At 67.2% G+C, this 19,471-nt stretch carries 17 protein-coding genes; 7 read left to right on the top strand and 10 right to left on the bottom strand.

From position 1 onward, the window contains the following. Positions 1–26: 26 nt before the first annotated feature. The 3 genes from bchY to bchC are packed head-to-tail and all read right to left on the bottom strand — an operon-like array spanning position 27 to position 3,253. Positions 27–1,385, bottom strand: a complete 1,359-nt coding sequence (bchY, locus tag IHV25_RS06410) for a chlorophyllide a reductase subunit Y (protein ID WP_192534289.1) — start codon at positions 1,383–1,385, stop codon at positions 27–29. Between the two features lie 15 nt (positions 1,386–1,400). Beyond that, positions 1,401–2,315: a chlorophyllide a reductase iron protein subunit X gene (locus IHV25_RS06405; RefSeq protein ID WP_192534288.1), complete on the bottom strand. Its 915-nt coding sequence runs from the start codon at positions 2,313–2,315 to the stop codon at positions 1,401–1,403. Further along, positions 2,312–3,253 carry a chlorophyll synthesis pathway protein BchC gene (gene bchC / locus IHV25_RS06400; protein ID WP_192534287.1) on the bottom strand — a complete coding sequence of 314 codons (942 nt, stop codon included), beginning with the start codon at positions 3,251–3,253 and terminating at the stop codon, positions 2,312–2,314. Before bchC ends, IHV25_RS06405 begins: the two co-directional genes overlap by 4 nt. 958 nt (positions 3,254–4,211) lie before the next feature. On the opposite strand from bchC, the gene IHV25_RS06395 reads away from it, so the two are divergent. Then, positions 4,212–5,321, top strand: a complete 1,110-nt coding sequence (locus IHV25_RS06395; RefSeq protein WP_192534286.1) for a porin — start codon at positions 4,212–4,214, stop codon at positions 5,319–5,321. A 646-nt stretch (positions 5,322–5,967) separates the two neighbouring features. Here the strand turns inward: IHV25_RS06395 and trxA are convergent. From trxA to pdxH, 3 genes are all read right to left on the bottom strand, one after another. Next, complete coding sequence (gene trxA / locus IHV25_RS06390) at positions 5,968–6,285, bottom strand: thioredoxin (RefSeq protein WP_192534285.1); 318 nt, start codon at positions 6,283–6,285, stop codon at positions 5,968–5,970. Between the two features lie 650 nt (positions 6,286–6,935). Beyond that, complete coding sequence (locus IHV25_RS06385; protein WP_192534284.1) at positions 6,936–7,910, bottom strand: cation diffusion facilitator family transporter; 975 nt, start codon at positions 7,908–7,910, stop codon at positions 6,936–6,938. A gap of 42 nt (positions 7,911–7,952) precedes the next feature. Continuing rightward, the gene (pdxH, locus tag IHV25_RS06380; protein ID WP_192534283.1) at positions 7,953–8,558 is read right to left on the bottom strand and encodes a pyridoxamine 5'-phosphate oxidase; all 606 of its coding nucleotides are present in this window, start codon (positions 8,556–8,558) and stop codon (positions 7,953–7,955) included. Positions 8,559–8,724: 166 nt separating this feature from the next. Here pdxH and IHV25_RS06375 point away from each other — a divergent pair, with 166 nt between their 5' ends. The 5 genes from IHV25_RS06375 (at position 8,725) to tldD (ending at position 14,317) form a co-directional block, all read left to right on the top strand. Beyond that, complete coding sequence (locus IHV25_RS06375; RefSeq protein WP_192534282.1) at positions 8,725–9,696, top strand: DnaJ C-terminal domain-containing protein; 972 nt, start codon at positions 8,725–8,727, stop codon at positions 9,694–9,696. 207 nt (positions 9,697–9,903) lie between these two features. Then, positions 9,904–10,791 (top strand): NarL family two-protein response regulator, encoded by an 888-nt coding sequence (locus IHV25_RS06370; protein ID WP_192534281.1) that lies wholly within the window; start codon positions 9,904–9,906, stop codon positions 10,789–10,791. Further along, positions 10,788–11,078, top strand: a complete 291-nt coding sequence (locus IHV25_RS06365; protein WP_192534280.1) for a circadian clock KaiB family protein — start codon at positions 10,788–10,790, stop codon at positions 11,076–11,078. The genes IHV25_RS06370 and IHV25_RS06365 overlap by 4 nt, the downstream gene beginning before the upstream one ends. 58 nt (positions 11,079–11,136) lie before the next feature. Continuing rightward, on the top strand, positions 11,137–12,657 hold the full coding sequence (gene kaiC / locus IHV25_RS06360) for a circadian clock protein KaiC (protein WP_192534279.1): 1,521 nt from the start codon (positions 11,137–11,139) through the stop codon (positions 12,655–12,657). Positions 12,658–12,877: 220 nt separating this feature from the next. Next, positions 12,878–14,317, top strand: a complete 1,440-nt coding sequence (gene tldD / locus IHV25_RS06355) for a metalloprotease TldD (RefSeq protein ID WP_192534278.1) — start codon at positions 12,878–12,880, stop codon at positions 14,315–14,317. Positions 14,318–14,718: 401 nt separating this feature from the next. On the opposite strand, the gene IHV25_RS06350 is transcribed toward tldD, so the two are convergent. The 4 genes from IHV25_RS06350 to IHV25_RS06335 form a co-directional block, all read right to left on the bottom strand. Next, complete coding sequence (locus IHV25_RS06350) at positions 14,719–15,684, bottom strand: DUF1266 domain-containing protein (protein WP_192534277.1); 966 nt, start codon at positions 15,682–15,684, stop codon at positions 14,719–14,721. Positions 15,685–15,697: 13 nt separating this feature from the next. Further along, positions 15,698–15,880: a Trm112 family protein gene (locus IHV25_RS06345; RefSeq protein ID WP_192534276.1), complete on the bottom strand. Its 183-nt coding sequence runs from the start codon at positions 15,878–15,880 to the stop codon at positions 15,698–15,700. Positions 15,881–15,901: 21 nt separating this feature from the next. Further along, positions 15,902–16,564 carry an LON peptidase substrate-binding domain-containing protein gene (locus tag IHV25_RS06340; protein WP_192534275.1) on the bottom strand — a complete coding sequence of 221 codons (663 nt, stop codon included), beginning with the start codon at positions 16,562–16,564 and terminating at the stop codon, positions 15,902–15,904. A 353-nt stretch (positions 16,565–16,917) separates the two neighbouring features. After that, positions 16,918–17,742 (bottom strand): tetratricopeptide repeat protein, encoded by an 825-nt coding sequence (locus IHV25_RS06335; RefSeq protein WP_192534274.1) that lies wholly within the window; start codon positions 17,740–17,742, stop codon positions 16,918–16,920. 353 nt (positions 17,743–18,095) lie between these two features. Between IHV25_RS06335 and IHV25_RS06330 the strand changes: the two genes are divergently transcribed. Beyond that, positions 18,096–18,929: a hypothetical protein gene (locus tag IHV25_RS06330; RefSeq protein WP_192534273.1), complete on the top strand. Its 834-nt coding sequence runs from the start codon at positions 18,096–18,098 to the stop codon at positions 18,927–18,929. Positions 18,930–19,471: the final 542 nt, after the last annotated feature.

Below are 19,471 nucleotides of genomic sequence, written 5' to 3'. Positions count from 1 at the left end.
GACGCCCCACCGCTCTGCGGTCGGCTTCAAACTTCTGCCACATTGTCCGAGCCAACGCCAGCAAAAAAGCGCTTCATCGTCTCAAATCTGCCCTTATTTGAAACGGCTCCAAGAATGACCGGGGCAAGGGAACCGGCCCCCGCAATCCCGAACAACGGGCGGGCCGAGATGAGGTTTGTGAAGTAAAGCGCGGGAATAGCGAGTTCTTTCGCTTTCTGCACCACCGGGGTTGTCCCGATGGCCAGATCAGGTTTGAACTCTTCCACGGCGCCAATATCCTGCTCCAAAGATGCCCGAGTCGCCACAATTACGCCCCGAGATTCGAGCCAGGCCCGGTCCGCCTCGGACCAGGGTGTGGCCGGAACCGCCGTGCTGACGTAGGGAATCTCGGCCCCGCTCTCGATCAGCAGGCGGGCCACCAGGAACTCCGAGCCCTCGTAGCCCGACAGGGTGATCCGGGCCTTGATCGGAGCCCGGGCCAGGGCCTCGCGGATCGGAGGCAGGATCGCGTTCTTTGTGGCGTCGATCCGCTCGCGGGACACACCGGCCGCCACACCGATGGCCTCCAGCCAGTCGGCCGTGCCCTCGCAGCCCACCGGCGCCGAGCCCACCACGGGACGCCCGGCCGTGCGGAACTCGCGCACCGCGCCCGTATAGTGGGGATGGACCGCCGCGCACACGGCGCAGTCCAGGGCCGCGTACAGCTCGCGCCACTCCCGAACCGGGACCGTCGGCCCCACGGCCAGGTCCATGGGGGCAATCATGGCGTTGATGCTCATGGGATCGGCGGGGAAGATCTCGCCCAGGATCGCCACGGTGGGCTTTTCCACCACACCGCCCCGGGGCGCCATCACCGGGCCCAGCTCGGCCTCCTGGCGCGCGTAGCGCAGCATGGCGGACGAGAGCACGTCCTTGGCCTCGGCATGGGTGGCCACACCGAATCCGGGGATGTCCAGCCCCACCACGCGCACCCCGTTGATCTGCTTGGGCAGGCGCTCCAGGGGGACGCCCGAGGCCGAGGGCACACACAGGTTGGTGACCAGGATCACGTCATAGCGCTCCGGGTCGGCCAGTTTCTCGACGGCGTCGCGCATGTCCTCGAAGACCTTGCCGGTCACCAGGGTTTCCGAGTTGAACGGCAGGTACCCGATGGTCCGGCGCGCACCGTAGAAATGCGCGGTGAAGGACAGGCCATACACGCAACAGGCCGAGCCGCACAGAAGCGACGCGGTCCGGCGCATCCGCAGGCCCACGCGCAGGGCCCCGAAGGTGGGGCACATGGTGGGTGCGCGGGAATGGGGGCCGGGAGGAACGGCAAAGGGAACCTTTCCGTGGCACTGCTGGCCTTCCGGGCTGCTGGTGCAGACCGTTCCGGGATCGCTCATGACGGCACCCTTTCCTTACGGCGTTTCGTAGACGATTTCGAGAGACGGGCGGACCTCGATCTTTCCGCCGTGCATGTCCTCCTGGGTCGCGGGGACCAGGGTCACATCACGCCCCACGTCCCCGGACTTGAACAGGCTGAGCAGCTCGTTCTGGGACAGGGACTTGGGATGGATGGGCGGAGCGCTGGCCACGTTGGTCGCGAGCTCGCCGAACAGCGGGCCCCAGGGACCGTCGGGATCGGCCACGATCTCGTAGGCGGCGCTCTTCTGGCGGATGTCCTCGTTCGCGGGAATGGTGGCCAGGACGGGCAGGCCCACCTTCTCGGCGTAGGCCTGGGCCTCGCCGGTGCCGTCCTCCTTGTTGATGACCATGCCGGCCACGCCGACCGAGCCGCCCAGCTTGCGGAAGTACTCCACCGCCGAGCACACGTTGTTCACCACATAGAGGGACTGGAGGTCGTTCGAGCCCACCACGATCACCTTCTGGCACAGGTCGCGGGAGATGGGCAGGCCAAAGCCGCCGCAGACCACGTCGCCCAGGAAGTCGAGAAGGATATAGTCAAAGTCCCAGTCGGAGAATCCAAGGCGCTCCAGGGTCTCGAATCCGTGGATGATGCCCCGGCCGCCGCAGCCGCGCCCGACCTCGGGACCGCCCAGCTCCATGGCGTACACGCCGTCGCGCTTGAAGCAGATGTCCGAGATGGTGAGCTCCTCGCCGGTCATGTTCTTGCGGGCGGCGGTCTCGATGATGGTGGGCGTGGCCCGGCCCTCGAACAGGAGCGAGGTGGTGTCGCTCTTCGGGTCGCAGCCGATGAGAAGCACCCGTTTGCCCTGGCGCGCCATCATGTAGGACAGGTTCGCAAGCGTGAAGCTCTTGCCGATCCCCCCCTTGCCATAGATGGCGATAATCTGCTTTTCCTTCTTGCTCATGGGGCGTCTCTCCAGTCGAGGATCATTTTCAGGCAGGCGGGGTCGGTGAACGCGATGTCGTAGGCGTCCTTGGCCTCCCGGGGTGTCCGCCGGTGGGTGATGAGCCCGTCCAGCGACAGCCCCCCCTCGGACAGGAGCCGCAGCACACCCTCGACATCCGAGGGCTTCCACTGGGCGGCAATGCGGATGCGCGCCTCGCGCATGAACGCGGGCGGGAAGATAAAGTGGAGCGGGTCCGTGTAGAACCCGGCCAGCACGATCTCGCCCCCGGGGGCAAGGCGGGCCACCAGCGGGTCCAGGATATTCGAATCGCCGCTCACATCGCAGATGGTGCCGTAGGCCTTTGTGTCATCCTGGTCCGGATCCACGACCCGGTAGCCCTCGGCGCCGTCCATGCGGGCCGGGTTTTTCTCCCAGACCACCGGAGCGCCCCCCAGGGCCACCACAATGCGGGCAATCAGGCGGCCCAGCACCCCGTGTCCGACCACCAGGTCCGGAAGCCGGGAGCCCGGCAGGGTCACCGCGTGATGGGCCGTGGCCGCCAGGGCAAACAGGACGCCCTTTTCCTCGGGCATGTTGTCGGGCAGGGGAACAAGGCGGGCGCCGGGCAGGACCACCTTCGAGGCCGCGCCGCCAAACAGGCCGCGCACCTCGCCGTAGCAGGTGGCACCGGGGACGAAGACCCGCTCGCCCACCGTCCGTCCGGACTGGGGGCCGGCCTGGATCACCCGGCCAACGGACTCATAGCCCGGAACCAGCGGATAGCCCATGCCCGGAAAGGGCGGCATCCGGCCGGTATAGAGCAGCCGTTCGGTTCCCGTACTGATACCCGAGTAATCGATTTCGACCACGACATCAGAGTCGGAGGGAGGCGTGAGAGGCAGCCGCTTTACCTCGAGGGTATCGGGCTCGACAATTACGACGCAGAGCGCTTCCATGAATCGGTCCTTGACCTTGCTGGGGGCACAGTGGGGACATCTCGAAACCGGGCCGTCATCCTAGTCTTCCCCTTGAAGCTGTCAAGGGAGGAACGTCGCACCGCCGACACGCAAAACCGCGCGCGGAGGCACGCCGGCACGGGATTCGCCGGACCGAATCCGCCCGGCGGACCGCCAGGACAGGCGACCGGATCCACGCCCTCCACCGGACGGTGTCCCCGGGGCCCGGCCGCCAAAACAACCCCAGGCTGTTGCAGGCCAAACCACCGGCACCCGAAGGGACGCGCGCGGCCGGATCGCCCCGGCCGTCTCCACGCGAACCACCCCGGCAGCGCCCCGGAAAGGCATCGGAAAGAAGAGCCGCGGAAGGGAGCCCTGCCGGTTTCCCGCGCCGGACCGGGGCCGGACGGCAGGACACGGGACAGCAGCGGTCCCGACGCTGCCCCACAGGCACCGCCCCTCGGGAACCGGGCGCCCAAAGAAGCCCGACGCGGACGACGGACACCTGTGCCAGGCGCCCGGACCGCCTCCCTGCGGTGCACCCCCCTGAATACACACCTAAAAGGCGACCGGTTACGCACAAAATGCGCCCGAGCCCATAACTTTTAGTTATTTAAAGCGGGTCAAAACCTCACGGCAGGGGAACATGCACCAAAGACCCTCGACCGGAAAGACACACTTCCGGCCCGGATCACCGAGGCGCCGCCTCAAAAAAGGCCACCCCTGCAACAGTATGGCGAGGCTCGCCTTATTCGCCGGCGGGCGGGCCTTTTTGGAACACGCCAGGTGTTGCTATTTTGCCACAAAAATAAAAAACAGAGATATCGTCATATATTATATTGACCCCCCTTTCCGGCCTTGCTTTTATCCGTCTTACGGAAGACGAGCCCCGCGATCCAGGTGCGGCAATGGGGTGTCCCGGTGAGAAGCAATAATCGCCCGACAACGGAGCAACGACATGAAAAGAGTACTTATCGGAGCAACTGCACTGATCGGAGCCCAGATCGCCTCGCCGGCGATGGCGGCCGAGAAGATCCAGCTTGAGCTGGGTGGCTACATGGAACAGTTCTTCGGCGGTGTTAAGGCCATCAAGGACGGCAACCTCGGTGGAGGATCCTCCGGATTCGGAATGGACCGCGAGACCCGCGTGTTCGTCCAGGGCAAGACCAATCTGGACAACGGCATTACCGTCGGCGCCCACATCAACCTCCGCGCCGAGGGCTCGAACATGCAGGTCAACACCAAGCGCCAGTACGCCTGGATGAGTGGCGACTTCGGCTGGTTCGGCATCGGTGAGCAGAACGGCGTGGTCGACCGCTTCGCCGTCACCGCTCCCGACCAGGGCGGGCGCAACAACCACGAACTTCTCGACTGGATGAACTTCGCGTACACGGGTGCGGGCAAGAAGGGGCACACCCACCGCATCCCGACCCTGAAGTCCTTCATTGACGACAACTCGCTGCGCGTGATGTACATCACCCCGTCGTTCCACGGCTTCTCCGCCGGTGTGTCCTACGCCCCCTGGGCCGAGGTCAACCGCAACAGCGGCGTCCGCGTCCGTGAGAAGCGTGAGGGCTCGAACGAGGTTCAGGTTGGTGTTGCCTACACCGGCTCCCTGGGCGAGATCGAGACCAAGTGGGACGCGTCCCTCTCCACGACCATCGACGGGGTTGACCGCTGGCTCTACCGCTCCGGCCTGTCGTTCGGCTACGCGGGCTGGACCGTCGGCGGCGCCTACCTCGGCACCTCCTCCTCCGAGTCCAAGCGTGGCAACGTCTGGAACGGCTCCGCCAACCACATCTTCAATGAGAACCTCATGGAGCTTGGCGCCCGTTACCTGTTTGGTCCGTATGGTCTCTCCATGACCTACGGCCAGAACGTCAGCAGCCAGGGCAAGGCCATGATGGCCCACGCCGCCGGCACCTACGAAATGGGCCCGGGCGTGACGCTCATCGGTCAGCTGTTCTACGGCGAGAGCGATGGCAAGATCAATTACGACACCGGCCACGGCAGCTCGACCTACCGCAACGGCGTCGGTGCCGTCTCGGCGATCCTCCTGAAGTTCTAGGCTCACGCCCGGACACGCGCACACCGGGCCGGGGCTCCCAAAGGCCCCGCCCGAGCGCCACCACCCTGTCCCCGGGGGCTGTTGCCCCCAGGACTCAAAACCAGAGTTCGACGGCGCCGGCCCCGGACACGTTCCGGGACCACAGGCGCCCCGAAGGGACACAGAGCAGACGTCCGCGCCGGACCCGGTCTCCGGAGCGCCCTGCCTGAAGCGGGACACAGTCCCGACGCGCCCGGCACACCCCGGACCCTCCTCCGGACACGAGCATCATCCCGGCTCGTCTGCGTGCCGGTCGCGCCCTTTCCGGGCCGACAGCCCCGATATTTCTCCCATCCCAACGCAAAAACGAGGCCCCGGACACCCGGCCGCACCGTGGCCGGAGCGCCACCGATCGTGGCAGGCGTCCGCCGCCCGCGTTCCCGGGGAAGCGCGGGAGACGGCGTGCGGTAAGCGGCCGCCACCGACGCGGCAAACAGGCACACAGCGCACAGCCACCAGGGCCCAAAACGCAGAAAAGGCCGAATTCCCGGAAGCGGGAGCCGTTCAGGCTCCGGCCGGGAACCGACCTTTGAGTACCCCTTCGCGGGCCCGGAAGACGGGCGGGAGGGCCTCCCCCGCCACCCGCTTCAGCAGACCGGACGGAACACTAGTCCAGCTTGGAGTCCAGCCACTCCAGAAGACGGGACTTCGGATGGGCACCGATTTTCGCGTCCACCAGGGCGCCGTCACGGAACAGCATCATGGTGGGGATGCCGCGCACGGCGTACTTGGCGGGGGTCTGGGGATTGTCGTCAATGTTCATCTTGACGATCTCGACCTTCCCGGCGCGCTCCTGGGAGATCTCGTCGAGAATCGGGGCAATCTGGCGACACGGGCCGCACCAGGGCGCCCAGAAGTCAACGAGAACAGACCCGCTGGCCTTGAGGACGTCCGCCTCGAATGATTCGTCAGAAACCTGCTTCATAGTACGTTCCTCCCAGCGCATGCGTGCGCCCAGTTCAAAAGTTCGTGAAAGTGCCCGACGCGCCCTGAAGCACGGCCCGGGACGATCCCTCGCAGAGGCGACCGGATAGACCTCCGGAACGCCGGTCCCATGGGAAGTTAGGAAGGGAAAAGCGCTTCCGTCAAGCATCGCGAGCACAGTTTTTTGAATTCGCTCCGAAAAACCTGCGGGCGCCGTGCCCGGGTTTTTACCCGGCGGCACTGTTGCCCGATGATCCGGCCCGATCGGGCTCCCGGAGGCGGCCGCCGGATCGCTCGCCCGGAGTCCGGCGCGGGTCCGGGACCGGTCTGGGCCCGGGGCTAAACGGGGGCTGGGCCTGGGCGGGAACCCGGGCTGAAACCGGAATCGGGCGGAAACGGAGACCGGGGCCGGAGGGGTCCGCGCTGTCGCCCAAGCTCCCTCACCCACACCCCGTCACCCACACCCGGTCACTCGGGCCCCGTCAATCCGACACCGCCAGCTCGACACCATGGGCCCGACGCCATCAGGCAGACCCGGTCACTGGGGCTGCCTCACCCACACCCCGCCCCCCCAGACCCGGTCACTCGGGCTCCGTCAATCCGACACCGCCAGCCCGACACCATGGGCCAGACGCCATCAGGCAGCCCCGGTCACTGGGGCTCCGGCGGCATCCGGGAATCCGAATAGGCGAACGTCGGATGATGCTCGTCATCGTCCTCCCCTATGGGATCCTGGTGGATGAGGATCTCCGACTGGGGGAAGAGCGCCGCAAGCCTGCGGTACAGGTCCGAGGTGATGTCGTGGGCCTGCGTGAGCGACAGGTTCCCGTCCAGATCCAGGTGCAGCTGGATGAACGTGGTCTGCCCCGACCGGCGTGTCCTCAGGTCGTGAACGTCCAGAACCCGGGAATCGTCGAAGCAGATATCCAGGATCCGACGGCGCTCGTCCTCGGGAAGCTCCCGGTCCATCAGCATGTTGATGCTCATGTGGCCGATTTCCCAGGCGCTGACCATCAGGAACAGGGCAATCACGATGCCCAAAATCGGGTCCATAAGGGGAATGTCGAAGTACAGGCCAATGACCAGGGAGCCGATCACCGAGACGTTCATCAGAAGGTCGCCGGTGTAGTGCAGGCTGTCGCCCCCCACCGCCAGCGAGCCGGTCCGGCGGATCACGTACTTCTGGAACGCCACCAGGCCCAGGGTCAGGACGGTGGACAGGACCATGACCACGATGCCGACCATGTTTCCGTGAACGGGCTCGGGCACCAGAACCCGCTCGATCCCGTGGATCACCAGAAACACGGCGGACCCGGAGATAAAGGCCGCCTGCCCCAGACCGGCCAGGGGCTCGGCCTTGCCGTGGCCGAAGCGGTGGTTCTCGTCCGCCGGGGCAAGGGACGCCCGCACCGCAAGCAACGTCAGCAGCGAGGCCCCCGTATCGATGATGCTGTCAATCAGCGTGGAGAGAATGGCCACCGACCCGGTCATGAACCAGGCGACGGTCTTGGCCACCACCAGGGTCAGCGCCACGCCGACCGAGGCAAAGGTGGCGGCGGTCAAAAGCCGGGCAACGGACCGGTCCCGGGCCTCCTTGCCGGAGAGGCCTTCCGTGGTCGTCTTCATTCCGTGACACTCCTGAGTATGGTCGGACGGTCCTCTGTCCCGTCAGGGATAGAGAGCCTCCACGCGCCAGTCTCCGTTCTCTCTCAGGAAGACGCGGCGATCGTGCAGGCGGAAGGGCTTCTCCTGCCAGAACTCGATGCGCTCCGGCACCAGGCGGAACCCGGACCAGTGGCGCGGCCGGGGAATGGTCCCCAGGGCAAAGCGGGCCGCGGCCGACGCAACGGCCTTCTCCAGGGCCCAGCGGCTTTCAAGGGGCCGGGACTGGCGCGAGGCCCAGGCCCCGATCCGGCTCTCCCGCGCCCGGGAGGCGAAATAGGCGTCGGCCTCCGCATCGCTCACGGGGACCACCGGGCCCTCGACCCGAACCTGCCGGTGCAGGGACTTCCAGTGGAAGCACAGGGCGGCGTGGGGATTGGCCCGGAGCTCTCCGCCCTTGCGGCTCTCCAGGTTTGTATAGAACACGAAGCCCCCCGTCTCGTCGTCCCGGGGGATCACGTCCTTCAGAAGAACCATGCGCACGCTGGGGCGCCCCTCGGGGGTGGCCGTGGCCAGAGCCACCGCCGTCGCATCGTCGATCTCCTTCTCCCGGGCCTCGGCCATCCAGGACTGGAAGAGGGAAAATGGATCGTTGTTTTCAGAACGGTTCATGTTTATCTACACTATAAAATAGAGGGCTGGACCCGACCACCAAAATGGAGGGCGGGCCCCGGTCACCGGTCCACAGACAGTGTTGCGTCAGGGGCGGGTTCACAACCCCCGGAAATCCTGTAAGATGGGGCCCGGACACACAAACGGGTGCAAAACGGAAGGAAACATGAGAGATCCCTATACCATTCTCGGTGTTCCCCGAACGGCAAACCACAGCGAGATCAAGAAGGCCTACCGCAAGTTGGCCCGGACCCGGCACCCGGACCTTAACCCGGACGACCCGAAGGCGGAAGAGGCTTTCAAGGAAATTTCCGCCGCCTACTCGCTCCTGTCGGACGAGCAGAAACGCGCGCGCTTTGACCGCGGCGAGATCGATGCCGAGGGCAACGAGAAGGGCTTTGGCGGAGGCTGGGGGCCCGGCGGTCCCCGCGGACCCCAGGGCTCGTCCCGGACCTGGCAGCGCTCGGCGAACCCGGGCGGCCCGGGGCGGCCCGGCGACTTCCGTTTCGACTCGATCTTCGGCGACCTGGACGAGGATCTGTTCTCCGACCTCTTCAGCGGGGGCGGCCGGGGCGGAGCGCGCCGGGCCTCGGCACCCAAGCCCGAGCGCGGCGGCGACACCCACTACCGGCTGCGCATCTCCTTCGAGGAGGCCGCACTGGGAGCCACCCGGCGCATCACCCTGACCAACCGCAAGACCCTCGACATCCAGATCCCGCCCGGCTGGGAGGACGGCGCCCAGCTCCGCCTGAAGGGGCAGGGAACCCCGGGCATCGCGGGGGGCGCCAGCGGTGACGCCCTGGTCGAGGTCAAGATCAAGCCCCACCCGGTTTTTGTGCGGGACGGCTTCGATGTGGTCGCCAATATTCCTGTGACCCTGAAAGAAATTCTTCTGGGCGCCAAAATCGTGGTCCCGACCCTGGAGGGCAAGGCCAGCGTCACCATTCCCGAGGACTCGAACACCGAGACCGTCCTGCGTCTGCGGGGCAAGGGCATCCCCCACGGCGAGGCCCGCGGGGATCTTCTGATCCGGCTGGTGATCATCCTGCCCGAGCCCCCGGACGAGACCCTGAAAGCCTGTGTGAAGAACATGCCGGACCCGGAAGAAGACCCCAGAACAAAAGCCGGTATCGCCTAAGCAATACGGATACACTATCCGGTCTGTAAACATCACGCGGAGACCCCCGAGAAACGGTGTCTCCGCGTTTTTTTCGGGGCGCGGGCGGTTGTTCGTTGTACCCCGGCGGCAAAACTCTGTATTGTATATGCCAGCACTTTATGCTCTGAATACGCGCGCCCGATACTGGGCCTCACCGCCCTGTCCCGCCCCCAGCCGGTTTTTGCCATGCTCGCACAAGAAACACCGCTTCACGTCGTCGTTGCGAGTCTGGACTCGTCGAGCGGTGCAAGCGTGGCCAACGACATCCGGGAGCACCTCCCCACGGCCCGGGTCGAGGATGTGGACCTGTCGCGCTTCCGCGACCGGCCCCTGTGTCCTCCCGAGGGCGACCATCCGTCGGGCCGGGTCGATCTTGTGGTTCTTGTCCTGCCCGAAACCTTCCGGGTTCCCGAGGGATCCCACGCCGCCCTTGCGGAAATGATCGGGCAGTTTGAGGCCTGTGGCCCGGTGCTCGTGGTTCTGGAACACCACGACGACGATCTGGGCATTGCCCTGCTGCGGGCCGGTGCGGACGACTGGGTTCTGCGCTCGGGCTTCGAGCCCGCCTCCCTTCTCTACCGCATGGTCTGGCGCCACCGGGTCCACCAGGAAACCTCGGACAGCGACATCTCGGACTCCCTCAGCGGCGAGGCCGAGCGGCTCCTGGAGATGCTCTCCCCGAACACGACCCCCATCACCACGCGCACCTTCACCTATGGAACCGTGCGCAAGGTCCTGCCGGACCTTTTTGCCACATTTCTCGAGAAACTGAACGCACTTGTCGACCTTGCTGTAGAGGACAGGATATACGGATCCTCCAGCCGGGTGGAAACCGACCTCATTGCCCTCTCCGAAAGTCTGGGCTTTGTGCGTGCCGGGCCTCGCGATGTGATCGACCTTTATGTTACAGTGCTTAAAGAGCGGATCGGCAACGGACCCGCCAAACGACAGGCACTGGTGATGGAAGAGATGCGGCTCCTGGTCTTACGCCTCATGGGGCACCTGGCAAACCACTACAGACTGCGCGTGATCGGCGCACCGCTGCGCAAAGGGGAAAGGGGAGATCAGAGATGACGCAAGCCATCCATTTGACCCTCTACATCTGCGGCGAGACGGTGCGGTCCCAGAACGCCCTGCGGGCCTTTGACCGCCTGCGTGACACGGTGGGGTCCGACGCCACGTTCCGGGTTGTGGACGTGGTGGTTGACCCGGACGAGGCCGAAACGGCCCGGATCCTGGCCACCCCGACACTGGTTCGGGAAACGCCACAGCCTCAGCGCCGGGTGATCGGCGACCTTGAGGATCTCGACCAGGTCCGCAAGATCCTCAGCCTCCCCCCCTACGACCGATTCACCCGATAGCCCTGTCCGGCCTCCCCCCGCTCTCCGGATCCCCCCACCCAGGATGGGAAAACACGCCATGAAGTACTCCACCGCAAGCGAAATCGACAAGCAGCACACCGGCATACCCGGCTTTGACCTCATCGCCTACGGAGGACTGCCGAAGGGCCGGACCACACTGCTGGTGGGAACCGCGGGATCGGCCAAGACCGTGTTCTCGCTCCAGTTCCTGGCGTCGGGGATCATGGAGTACAACCAAAGCGCCGTCTTCGTGACCTTCGAGGAGATGGTCGAGGACATCCGCCACAACGTGGCCGGATTCGGCTGGACCATCAAGGAGTGGGAGGCCGAGGGGCGCTGGGCGTTTGTGGACGCGGCACCGCGTCCCCTGGATGACGGGGAAATCCTGGGGGCTTTCGATCTGGGCGCCCTGCTGGCGCGGGTGGAAAACGCGGTGCGCCGGACCGGCGCGAAGCGGGTTGTCCTGGACTCGCTGGGGGCCATCTTCACCCGTCTGGGGGACGGGACCACGCTGCGCAACGAGCTGCTGCGGATTTCCGCCGCCCTGAAGACCATGGGCGTGACCACCGTCATGACCGCCGAGCGCGAGACCGAGGACGGGCCCCTGACCCGCTACGGCATCGAGGAGTTCGTTGCCGACAACGTGATCATCCTGCGCAACGTCAAGGACAACGAGCGGCGCCGCCGGACCTGCGAGATCCTGAAATTCCGCGGAGCCTACCACCAGAAGGGCGAGTTCCCCTTCGCCATCCTTCCGGGCACGGGCATCCAGGTGATCCCCCTGTCCGCCATCGAGCTGCGCCAGAGCTCGTCGGACCTCCGCATTCCCTCGGGCTCGACCGACCTGGACGAGATGTGCGGCGGCGGCTTCTTCCGCGACTCCATCGTCCTGGTGTCCGGCGCCACGGGCACCGGCAAGACCCTCATGTCCACCCACTTCCTCAACGGCGGCCTGAAGGCGGGCGAGCGCTGCCTGCTGCTGGCCTACGAGGAAAGCCGCCAGCAGCTGTTCCGCAACGCCCAGGGCTGGGGGGTGGACTTCGAGAGCGCCGAGAAATCGGGCCAGCTGCGCGTCTGCTGCGACTACCCGGAGGTGGCCTCCATCGAGGATCACCTGATCAACATCAAGCAGATCATTTCCGACTTCAAGCCGGACCGGCTGGCCATTGACTCCCTCTCCGCCATCGAGCGCATCTCGTCCGAGCGCGGCTTCCGCGAGTTCGTCATCGGCCTGACCTCGTTCATCAAGCACGGCGAGGTCGCGGCCCTGTTCACGTCGAACACCCCCACCCTCATGGGCGGGTCGTCGGTGACCGAGACCCACATCTCGTCGATCACGGACTCCATCATCCTGCTGCGCTACGTCGAGCTGTTCGGCGAGATCTCCCGCGGCGTGATGGTCCTGAAGATGCGCGGCTCCCACCACGACAAGGAAATCCGCGAGTTCAACATCGACGGGGACGGCATGCACATCGGACGCCCGTTCCGCAACATCACGGGCATCCTGGCCGGGCGGCCGCAGCACTTCCAGGCCTCGGAGACCGAGCGCATCGAGGGCCTGTTCATCGAGCCCAAGTAAGCGGCCCGAACGCCACACGAAAACCGGACAGGAGGCCGCAGCCGCGCGCCTCCTGTTTTGCTGTGCGGGCCCGCGCCCGGATTTTACCCGACAGGAACCCCGGCGGCACCCATGCCCGTCCCGGTCCTGACGCGGCCGTTGTTTTTGTCGTCTCTGGACACACCGGCGTGCATGGGCCATATCTTCAGAACAGGATTTCCCTTCAGGAGGCTCCCTTTCCATGACCGGCACACTGTCCACCGACCCCCTGTTTTTTGAACGCGAGGACTTCGACCTGGACACGGTCCGGAGCCTGACCGCCCATGCCCTGGACGGCGCCGATGACGGCGAGCTTTTCCTGGAGCAGTCCTACAGCGAGAGCTTTGCGTTCGACGACGGCCATCTGCGCCAGGCGGGCTACGATTCCTCGGGGGGCTTCGGGCTGCGGGCCGTTTCGGGGGAGACCGTGGGCTTTGCCCAGTCGTCCCTTCTGAACCGGGCAGCCCTGTCCCGCGCGGCGGACACGGTGCGCGCCGTGCGCACGGGCGCCGGCGGCGCACGCGCCCTGGATCCGGCCCCGCGCGCCACCAACGCCCAGCTGTACACCGAGGACAACCCCCTCGCCCTGACACCGTTTCCGGTCAAGGTTGCCCTCCTGGAAAAACTGGACGCCTGGGTCCGCTCCCGGGACTCCCGGGTGGTGCAGGTCATGGCCTCCCTGGCCGGCTCCTGGCGGGCGGTCCGGATCGTGCGGGCCGACGGCTCGGGCGCCGGGGACATCCGCCCCCTTGTGCGCCTGAACGTGTCGGTGGTGGTCCAGGACGCCGCGGGGCGCCGCGAGACCGGATCGTTCGGAACGGGCGGGCGGATCCTCTACGATTCCCTCCTGGAGGACAGCACCTGGAAGTACGCCTGCGACGAGGCCCTGAGAGCCGCCGTCCTGTCCCTGGAGGCCGTTGACGCCCCGGCCGGAGAGATGGACGTGGTCCTGGGTCCGGGCTGGCCCGGCGTTCTGCTGCACGAGGCCATCGGCCACGGGCTGGAGGGGGACGGCAACCGCAAGGGCACCTCGGCCTTTGCCAGCCTGATCGGCCAGCGGGTCGCCGCCGAGGGCGTGACCATCGTGGACGACGGCACCCTTTTGGACCGCCGCGGCTCCCTGTCCGTTGACGACGAGGGAACCCCCACCCAGCGCACCGTCCTGATCGAGAACGGCATCCTGAAGGGCTACATGCAAGACCGCATGAACGCCCGCCTGATGGGCCAGGTTTCCACCGGAAACGGGCGCCGGGAGTCCTACGCCTGCGTGCCCCTGCCCCGCATGACCAACACCTTCATGCTGGCGGGCGAGCGCGACCCGGAGGAAATCATCGCCTCGGTCAAAAAGGGCCTCTATGCGGTGAACTTCAACGGCGGCCAGGTGGACACCACCTCGGGCAAGTTCGTGTTCAGCGCCTCGGAGGCCTGGCTGATCGAGAATGGGAAGCTCACCGCCCCCGTGAAGGGCGCCACGCTGGTGGGCAACGGCCCGGATGTGCTGACCCGGGTCTCCATGATCGGCAGCGACCTGGAACTGGACCGGGGCGTGGGCACCTGCGGCAAGGAAGGCCAGAGCGTGCCCGTGGGGGTTGGACAGCCCACCTTGAAGGTGGACCGGCTCACGGTCGGCGGAACCGCCTGACCCCGCATCGCCGGAAACCGGCGGGACGGCGGACCGGCGGACCGGCGGACCTCCGGTCCCGGCGCGGACCGCCCCGGGCTCAACGAAAAGACAGCACTCCCGGGAGCGGGCGGACCCGCGCCCGGATCCCGGACCGGCCCAGGGGAGCCGCGAGCGCTCCGGCCAAAGCTGCCGCCCGTTCACGGGCCGTGGGATGCCCGTGCCCACTCCTGCCCAAGGCGCCGCCCCGGAACACGCACCCGCACACGCGGGCCGTTACGCTCGCCCGGACCAGCAAAGCCACGGAGCCGGCGCCCCAGGGTCAGGGGCCCGTCAGGGCACCCCGGGCCGGGCGGCGCGCTTCCGGGCGGCGGCTTAGGCAGGACAGACAGGATGAAGGCAGGGCCCCGGGCGCCGGGTGTTCAGACCCGGGCGCTGCCGGGCGGGCGGATGACGTCCAGAACCGCGCTCGCCACAGCCTCCGCAGACAGGGGCTGGCCGTTTTCGTCCAGGCGCGGAACCTCACGATACGCGGCAATGAAGGCGGCCGGATCACCGTCCGCAAGGGGAGTGTCCCATTTCAGAACCTTGCACGGGCCCCCGGGTGTGCGCACCGCAAGCGTCGCAAGGTGCGAGAACAGGGCCGTGACCTCGCTGTCATCCCGGTTCGCAAACCAGAAGCGCCGGCCAAGCAGGAAGTTCTCCCACAGGTCGGGCCAGCCCGCATACGCCCATTGCAGGGGAGGGGCAACCAGGCCCACGAAACTGTCCGCCTCCTTCCGGTTCAGATACCCGGCCCGGTACCCAAGGCAGACCACGTTCACAAAGCGCACCAGATCCCAGGCCAGGAAATGGACGTGGCGCATGCCGCCCGCGTTGGTGCGCACCGCGTTGGCCCGCCACAGCTCGGCGGGATCGGGCCCGGTATGGACCCAGCGGCGGTAGTCCACCTCGGACATGTCCGCATAGAAACGGCAGTCGGCGGTATAGGGAACCCGGTGCCCCCTGGTGAGCAGCCGGTACAGGACCGCCAGAAGATCGGCCCGGTTCCCGACGGACCAGTCCCGGGCCAGCATGCGGGCGCCCTCGCCCTCGGGCCCCTCGACAGGAACGGCGTTGCAGGGGTAGCCGTAGTACGCGGCATACAGGGCCCCCGGCGCATAGGGCCAGTCAGCCGCCGTAAGGGCCGCGACCTGCCCCCGGGCACGGGCTGTGTACTCCCCCCTGGCGGCCCGGTAGATCCGGTCGCTCCAGGGCAGGAACTCCACGCTCTTTTCTGTCGCCCCCCGGGAGCCGTACCGCAACCAGGCGACCACCGAGCCGCCCAGAGCGATCATCGCGAAGGCCACGCCCTCGAGCCAGCCGGGGAAGGAGCCCGTGTCCAGCATGAGCGGACTCCGGTCAGGAATCCAGGGAGCGGGCTTCCTCGACCAGCATGATGGGAATGCCGTCACGGATGGGGAACGCGAGGCCGCCCTTGTCGTCGACAAGTTCCTGGGCACCGGCGTCGTAACGCAGCGGGTTCTGGGTCACCGGAGCCACGAGAAGCTCCAGCAGGCGGGGGTCGGTCAGTCTCTCGGTCATTGGGTCTCTCCATCTGACGGTTTACTGTGTCGAATCGCTGGATAATGGAGAACGGAGCGAAATCTGCAAGAGGTTATGAAGCAGAACCGCCCTCGCCCGCAGATTCTCGGCCTCCAGAAGGGCCTGTTTCTCCCTGGGATCGAAGGGACAGGCCATGCACAGGGCGTTGACAAGGTTCTGGGCCGGAATCGAGCGCAGAACCTCGTGATCGAAACCGATGCTGTAGGTCTCGGCGTAGGCGGACAGGGTGTCGAAGAACGTGTCCAGATCGTCGAGATCGTCGAACAGGAACGCACTGTCCTGCGGCTCCCCGGCGGGCAGATCCTCGGCGCGCAGGGAAAAGCGGCGGTAGCCCCGGTCACAGGCCTGCTCATCCAGAAGGTGAACCCGGCGCAGGCCGAGAAGGCCGATCTCGTAGCGCCCCTCCCCCGTCTCGAGAAACGAGATGATCCGCCCGAGGCAGCCCACCCGGTACAGCCCCGCCTCGCCAGGACGACTGCTCACCGGCTGGACCAGAGCCATATGGCGCCCCTCGGCCAGGGCGTCCTCCACCATGGCGCAGTGGTGCGGCTCCACGATATCCAGAGGCAGCGTCGCCGACGGAAGCAGAAGAACGCCCGACAGGGGATAGACCGGCACCGCGTCCGGCAGGGTGAAGACGGTTTGTTTACGTGTCCCAGGCATCGCGCCTCCTGTTCCGCTGCGTCCGGACGGTCGGTTCCCGTGTCCGTCCGGTAGGGGCATTCCCCGTGGCCTGTCCCGGCAGGCTGTTGAAACTACGCAAGACCATCCCTCCCGGAATGCCCTGCATGGACCTCCTTGTGCACCCACCCGGCGCCGGTCACGACCGCCCGCCGCTCCGGGCCCTGGAGCCCTAAGGCCCTAGACCCGTGGCCCCCTCGCGCCGGCAGCCTTCGGGCGCGCCTCGTTCCGGCCCCCGGCCTCCAGGCACCAACCAACCGGCCCCCGGCCCCAACCCCTGGCCACCGGCTCCGCTCCGCCCCGTTCCAGACACCCGGCCCGACCCGGGGACGGGCTCAGGAAAACAGGCGACGGGGAAACCGCTGCCACGCCTCCCGGATCACCGGATTCGCCGGCCCCAGGACATCCGCCACCTTCAGCAGCAGCGTCTGCTCCGCGCTCGCGCTCCAGGCCGGATCGGCCCCGAACGGCTCAATAAGCAGGTCCACGGCACCGGCCGCATCCCCCCGGGCAAAAAGCCCGCACGCCGCATCCCGCCGGGCCTCGCGATCCGCCGGATCCCGGTGCAGCCGGTCCAGTGCGCCAGAGAGGGTCTCCTCCGATCCGGCACCGGCGAGAATCTCCAAAAAGGCGTGCACCCGCCGGAAGGGCTCGGCCCAGCGGTCGTCCTCGTCCAGAAGCGCCAGAGCCCCCCTCACGGCCTCCACCTCCCCCTGGGTGATGCGGGCCCGAAAGATGCCCGCAAGGGCCGGCAGGCTCCCCGGCTCCCGCCGCCAGACCCCCTCGAACAGGGCCAGGGCCCCGGCAGCATCCCCGGCCACCAGGGCCGTCTCGGCCCGGGCCAGCTCACTGTACAGGCCCCCGGGACAGCACCGGGCCACAAGCCCCCTCACAAAGGCCACCACCGTGTCCACCGGCTGCAGGCCGACAAAGCGGTCCACCTCCTGGCCGTTCAGAAAGGCGATGACGGTGGGCAGCGTATGGAGCCCCAGAAGGCCCGCCAGCCCCTCGTTATCATCCACAGCAACGTGAGCCACACGAACCCGCCCCTTCTTCCGGTTGGCCATCGTCTCGAGAAAGGGGGCCAGAACACGGCACGGAGGGCACCAGTCCGCATGAAAATCCACAAGGACCGGGGTCCGGTGGCTCGCCTCAATCACATCGCAGAAAAAATCCTCCCCGCCGGTCCCGATGACGTGGGGTACCTCGGACGTCTCGCGAGAGGGAGTCCCAGACGTCCCTCCAGAACACTCCGCCATTAAGCCCGATTCTCCTGATTTTCCTCATGAAGACACCTGTCATCCGGCAATGGCCCAGGTATCCTGACACTGCGTCCAGAGTAGAGGGAACAGACCCGCCGCGCAAGTTTGAAGCAACTCCAGGCTTGCGCCGCCCGCGTTTGAGGCGATAAGGTTGCGAGCCCCCAGGGTTGCGCCCACGACGGCGCACCCCCGGCCGGGATCCTGACGATCCTGGCCTGGCCCCACTCCCCCTCTCTTGAAAGGTCTCCTCCATGAGCCGTCGCTCCCTGTTCTTCTCGACCCTGCTCGCAGGCAGCCTGATGCTCCCGCTCGCGGCGAGTGCCCAGCCCTATTGCTGGGGTCCGAACGACGACTACGACAAAGCCATCACCGAGGCCATGAAGGGCGCATCCCTTGACCTGAATGCGGCCATCACGGCGGCCACCAAAAAAGTTCCGGGTGCCGTCCAGGGCGCCCGCCTCGCGGCCTTCGGGCTTCCGGGCGAGGAGCGCGTCACGCCGAAAGACCGGAAGGGTTCTGCCCCCACGTACCTGGTCACCGTCCGGGACGCGGACACCCGCACCATGGTTGCGGTCAACGGCCTGACGGGCGCCACCGACGTGATCGGCGAGGCCACCGGCGTGTTCGCCCGGGCCCCGTTCAACCCCAGCTCGGGCTGGCGTCATCAGGGCGGCTGGAAGGGCTGGGGCGCCCGCGGCTTCGGCCCGGCCGCGGACATGAGAACCGCCAAGGTCGATGCGGCCACGGCCCTGGGCACGGCGGCAAACACCGTCAAGGACGCGAAGCCGGTCATGGTCCGGGGCGTGGCCTCGGATGAGAGCACCGAGGGCACCGCGTGGATGGTCACGATGAAGAGCACCGCCGAGAGCGGCCCCCGCTCCATGTCCATCGTTCTGGTGGACTCGGTGACGGGCAAGGTTCTGGCCACCGAAAGCTTCGAGCCCGGCCGGTTCGGTCCCCGCATGGGGGGCATGCCCCGGGGCGGCATGCCCGGAATGATGGGTCCGGGACGCGGCGGCCCCATGCAGGGTGGCCCGATGCAGGGCGGCCCCGCAGCCAGCCCGGCCGCGCCGAAGGCCGAGTAAGCCGCCTCCGGCCGGACCGCTTCAGGGCCACAGCCACCCGCAACGGCCCCTGCGGTCCCCGGCACACTCTCTCGCGCAGCAAACGCCCCTGTCGAGACCCTTCGGCAGGGGCGTTCTTTTGCGGATCGGGCCCCGGACGGCAAACGGGGTCAGGGCGGCTCCCGCGGCCATTACTCCGCAGAAGGAAGAACGGCCCGGAGAGATGGCAGCGGATTTCCTGCCGCTCGCAGATGTCTCCACCGCCCGGCATTACGGGAGCCTCCCGAAGGAGAGGCAAGAGTGAGCAGACAGGACAGGGCCCAGCGCTGCCCAGCGCCAGCCGGGCCCGCCATGACGGACCAGAACAGGACGCGGGCGGACCCGGGCCCCGCACTGCCCGCCCCCCGGAGCGCCCCCGAAGCATCCGACCCACGTCACCGCTCACGTCACCGCTCACGTCACCGCCCGCCCCCCGGCACACCCGCCGGAGCACCCGAACCGCGTCTTGACAGCGGACAGGCGGCGCCCCTACCATGCCCGCCCCCGAAGGCCGGGAGCGGAGC

The sequence above is a fragment of the Phaeovibrio sulfidiphilus genome (assembly GCF_014861485.1).
Taxonomy (GTDB): domain Bacteria; phylum Pseudomonadota; class Alphaproteobacteria; order Rhodospirillales; family Rhodospirillaceae; genus Phaeovibrio; species Phaeovibrio sulfidiphilus.
This window is presented reverse-complemented; position numbering and strand designations above follow the sequence as displayed.

Excerpts from the sequence above, each read along its gene's own strand:
- bchY (WP_192534289.1), bottom strand. The coding sequence starts at position 1,385 with ATGAGCGATCCCGGAACGGTCTGCACCAGCAGCCCGGAAGGCCAGCAG.
- IHV25_RS06405 (WP_192534288.1), bottom strand. The coding sequence starts at position 2,315 with ATGAGCAAGAAGGAAAAGCAGATTATCGCCATCTATGGCAAGGGGGGG.
- bchC (WP_192534287.1), bottom strand. The coding sequence starts at position 3,253 with ATGGAAGCGCTCTGCGTCGTAATTGTCGAGCCCGATACCCTCGAGGTA.
- IHV25_RS06395 (WP_192534286.1), top strand. The coding sequence starts at position 4,212 with ATGAAAAGAGTACTTATCGGAGCAACTGCACTGATCGGAGCCCAGATC.
- trxA (WP_192534285.1), bottom strand. The coding sequence starts at position 6,285 with ATGAAGCAGGTTTCTGACGAATCATTCGAGGCGGACGTCCTCAAGGCC.
- IHV25_RS06385 (WP_192534284.1), bottom strand. The coding sequence starts at position 7,910 with ATGAAGACGACCACGGAAGGCCTCTCCGGCAAGGAGGCCCGGGACCGG.
- pdxH (WP_192534283.1), bottom strand. The coding sequence starts at position 8,558 with ATGAACCGTTCTGAAAACAACGATCCATTTTCCCTCTTCCAGTCCTGG.
- IHV25_RS06375 (WP_192534282.1), top strand. The coding sequence starts at position 8,725 with ATGAGAGATCCCTATACCATTCTCGGTGTTCCCCGAACGGCAAACCAC.
- IHV25_RS06370 (WP_192534281.1), top strand. The coding sequence starts at position 9,904 with ATGCTCGCACAAGAAACACCGCTTCACGTCGTCGTTGCGAGTCTGGAC.
- IHV25_RS06365 (WP_192534280.1), top strand. The coding sequence starts at position 10,788 with ATGACGCAAGCCATCCATTTGACCCTCTACATCTGCGGCGAGACGGTG.
- kaiC (WP_192534279.1), top strand. The coding sequence starts at position 11,137 with ATGAAGTACTCCACCGCAAGCGAAATCGACAAGCAGCACACCGGCATA.
- tldD (WP_192534278.1), top strand. The coding sequence starts at position 12,878 with ATGACCGGCACACTGTCCACCGACCCCCTGTTTTTTGAACGCGAGGAC.
- IHV25_RS06350 (WP_192534277.1), bottom strand. The coding sequence starts at position 15,684 with ATGCTGGACACGGGCTCCTTCCCCGGCTGGCTCGAGGGCGTGGCCTTC.
- IHV25_RS06345 (WP_192534276.1), bottom strand. The coding sequence starts at position 15,880 with ATGACCGAGAGACTGACCGACCCCCGCCTGCTGGAGCTTCTCGTGGCT.
- IHV25_RS06340 (WP_192534275.1), bottom strand. The coding sequence starts at position 16,564 with ATGCCTGGGACACGTAAACAAACCGTCTTCACCCTGCCGGACGCGGTG.
- IHV25_RS06330 (WP_192534273.1), top strand. The coding sequence starts at position 18,096 with ATGAGCCGTCGCTCCCTGTTCTTCTCGACCCTGCTCGCAGGCAGCCTG.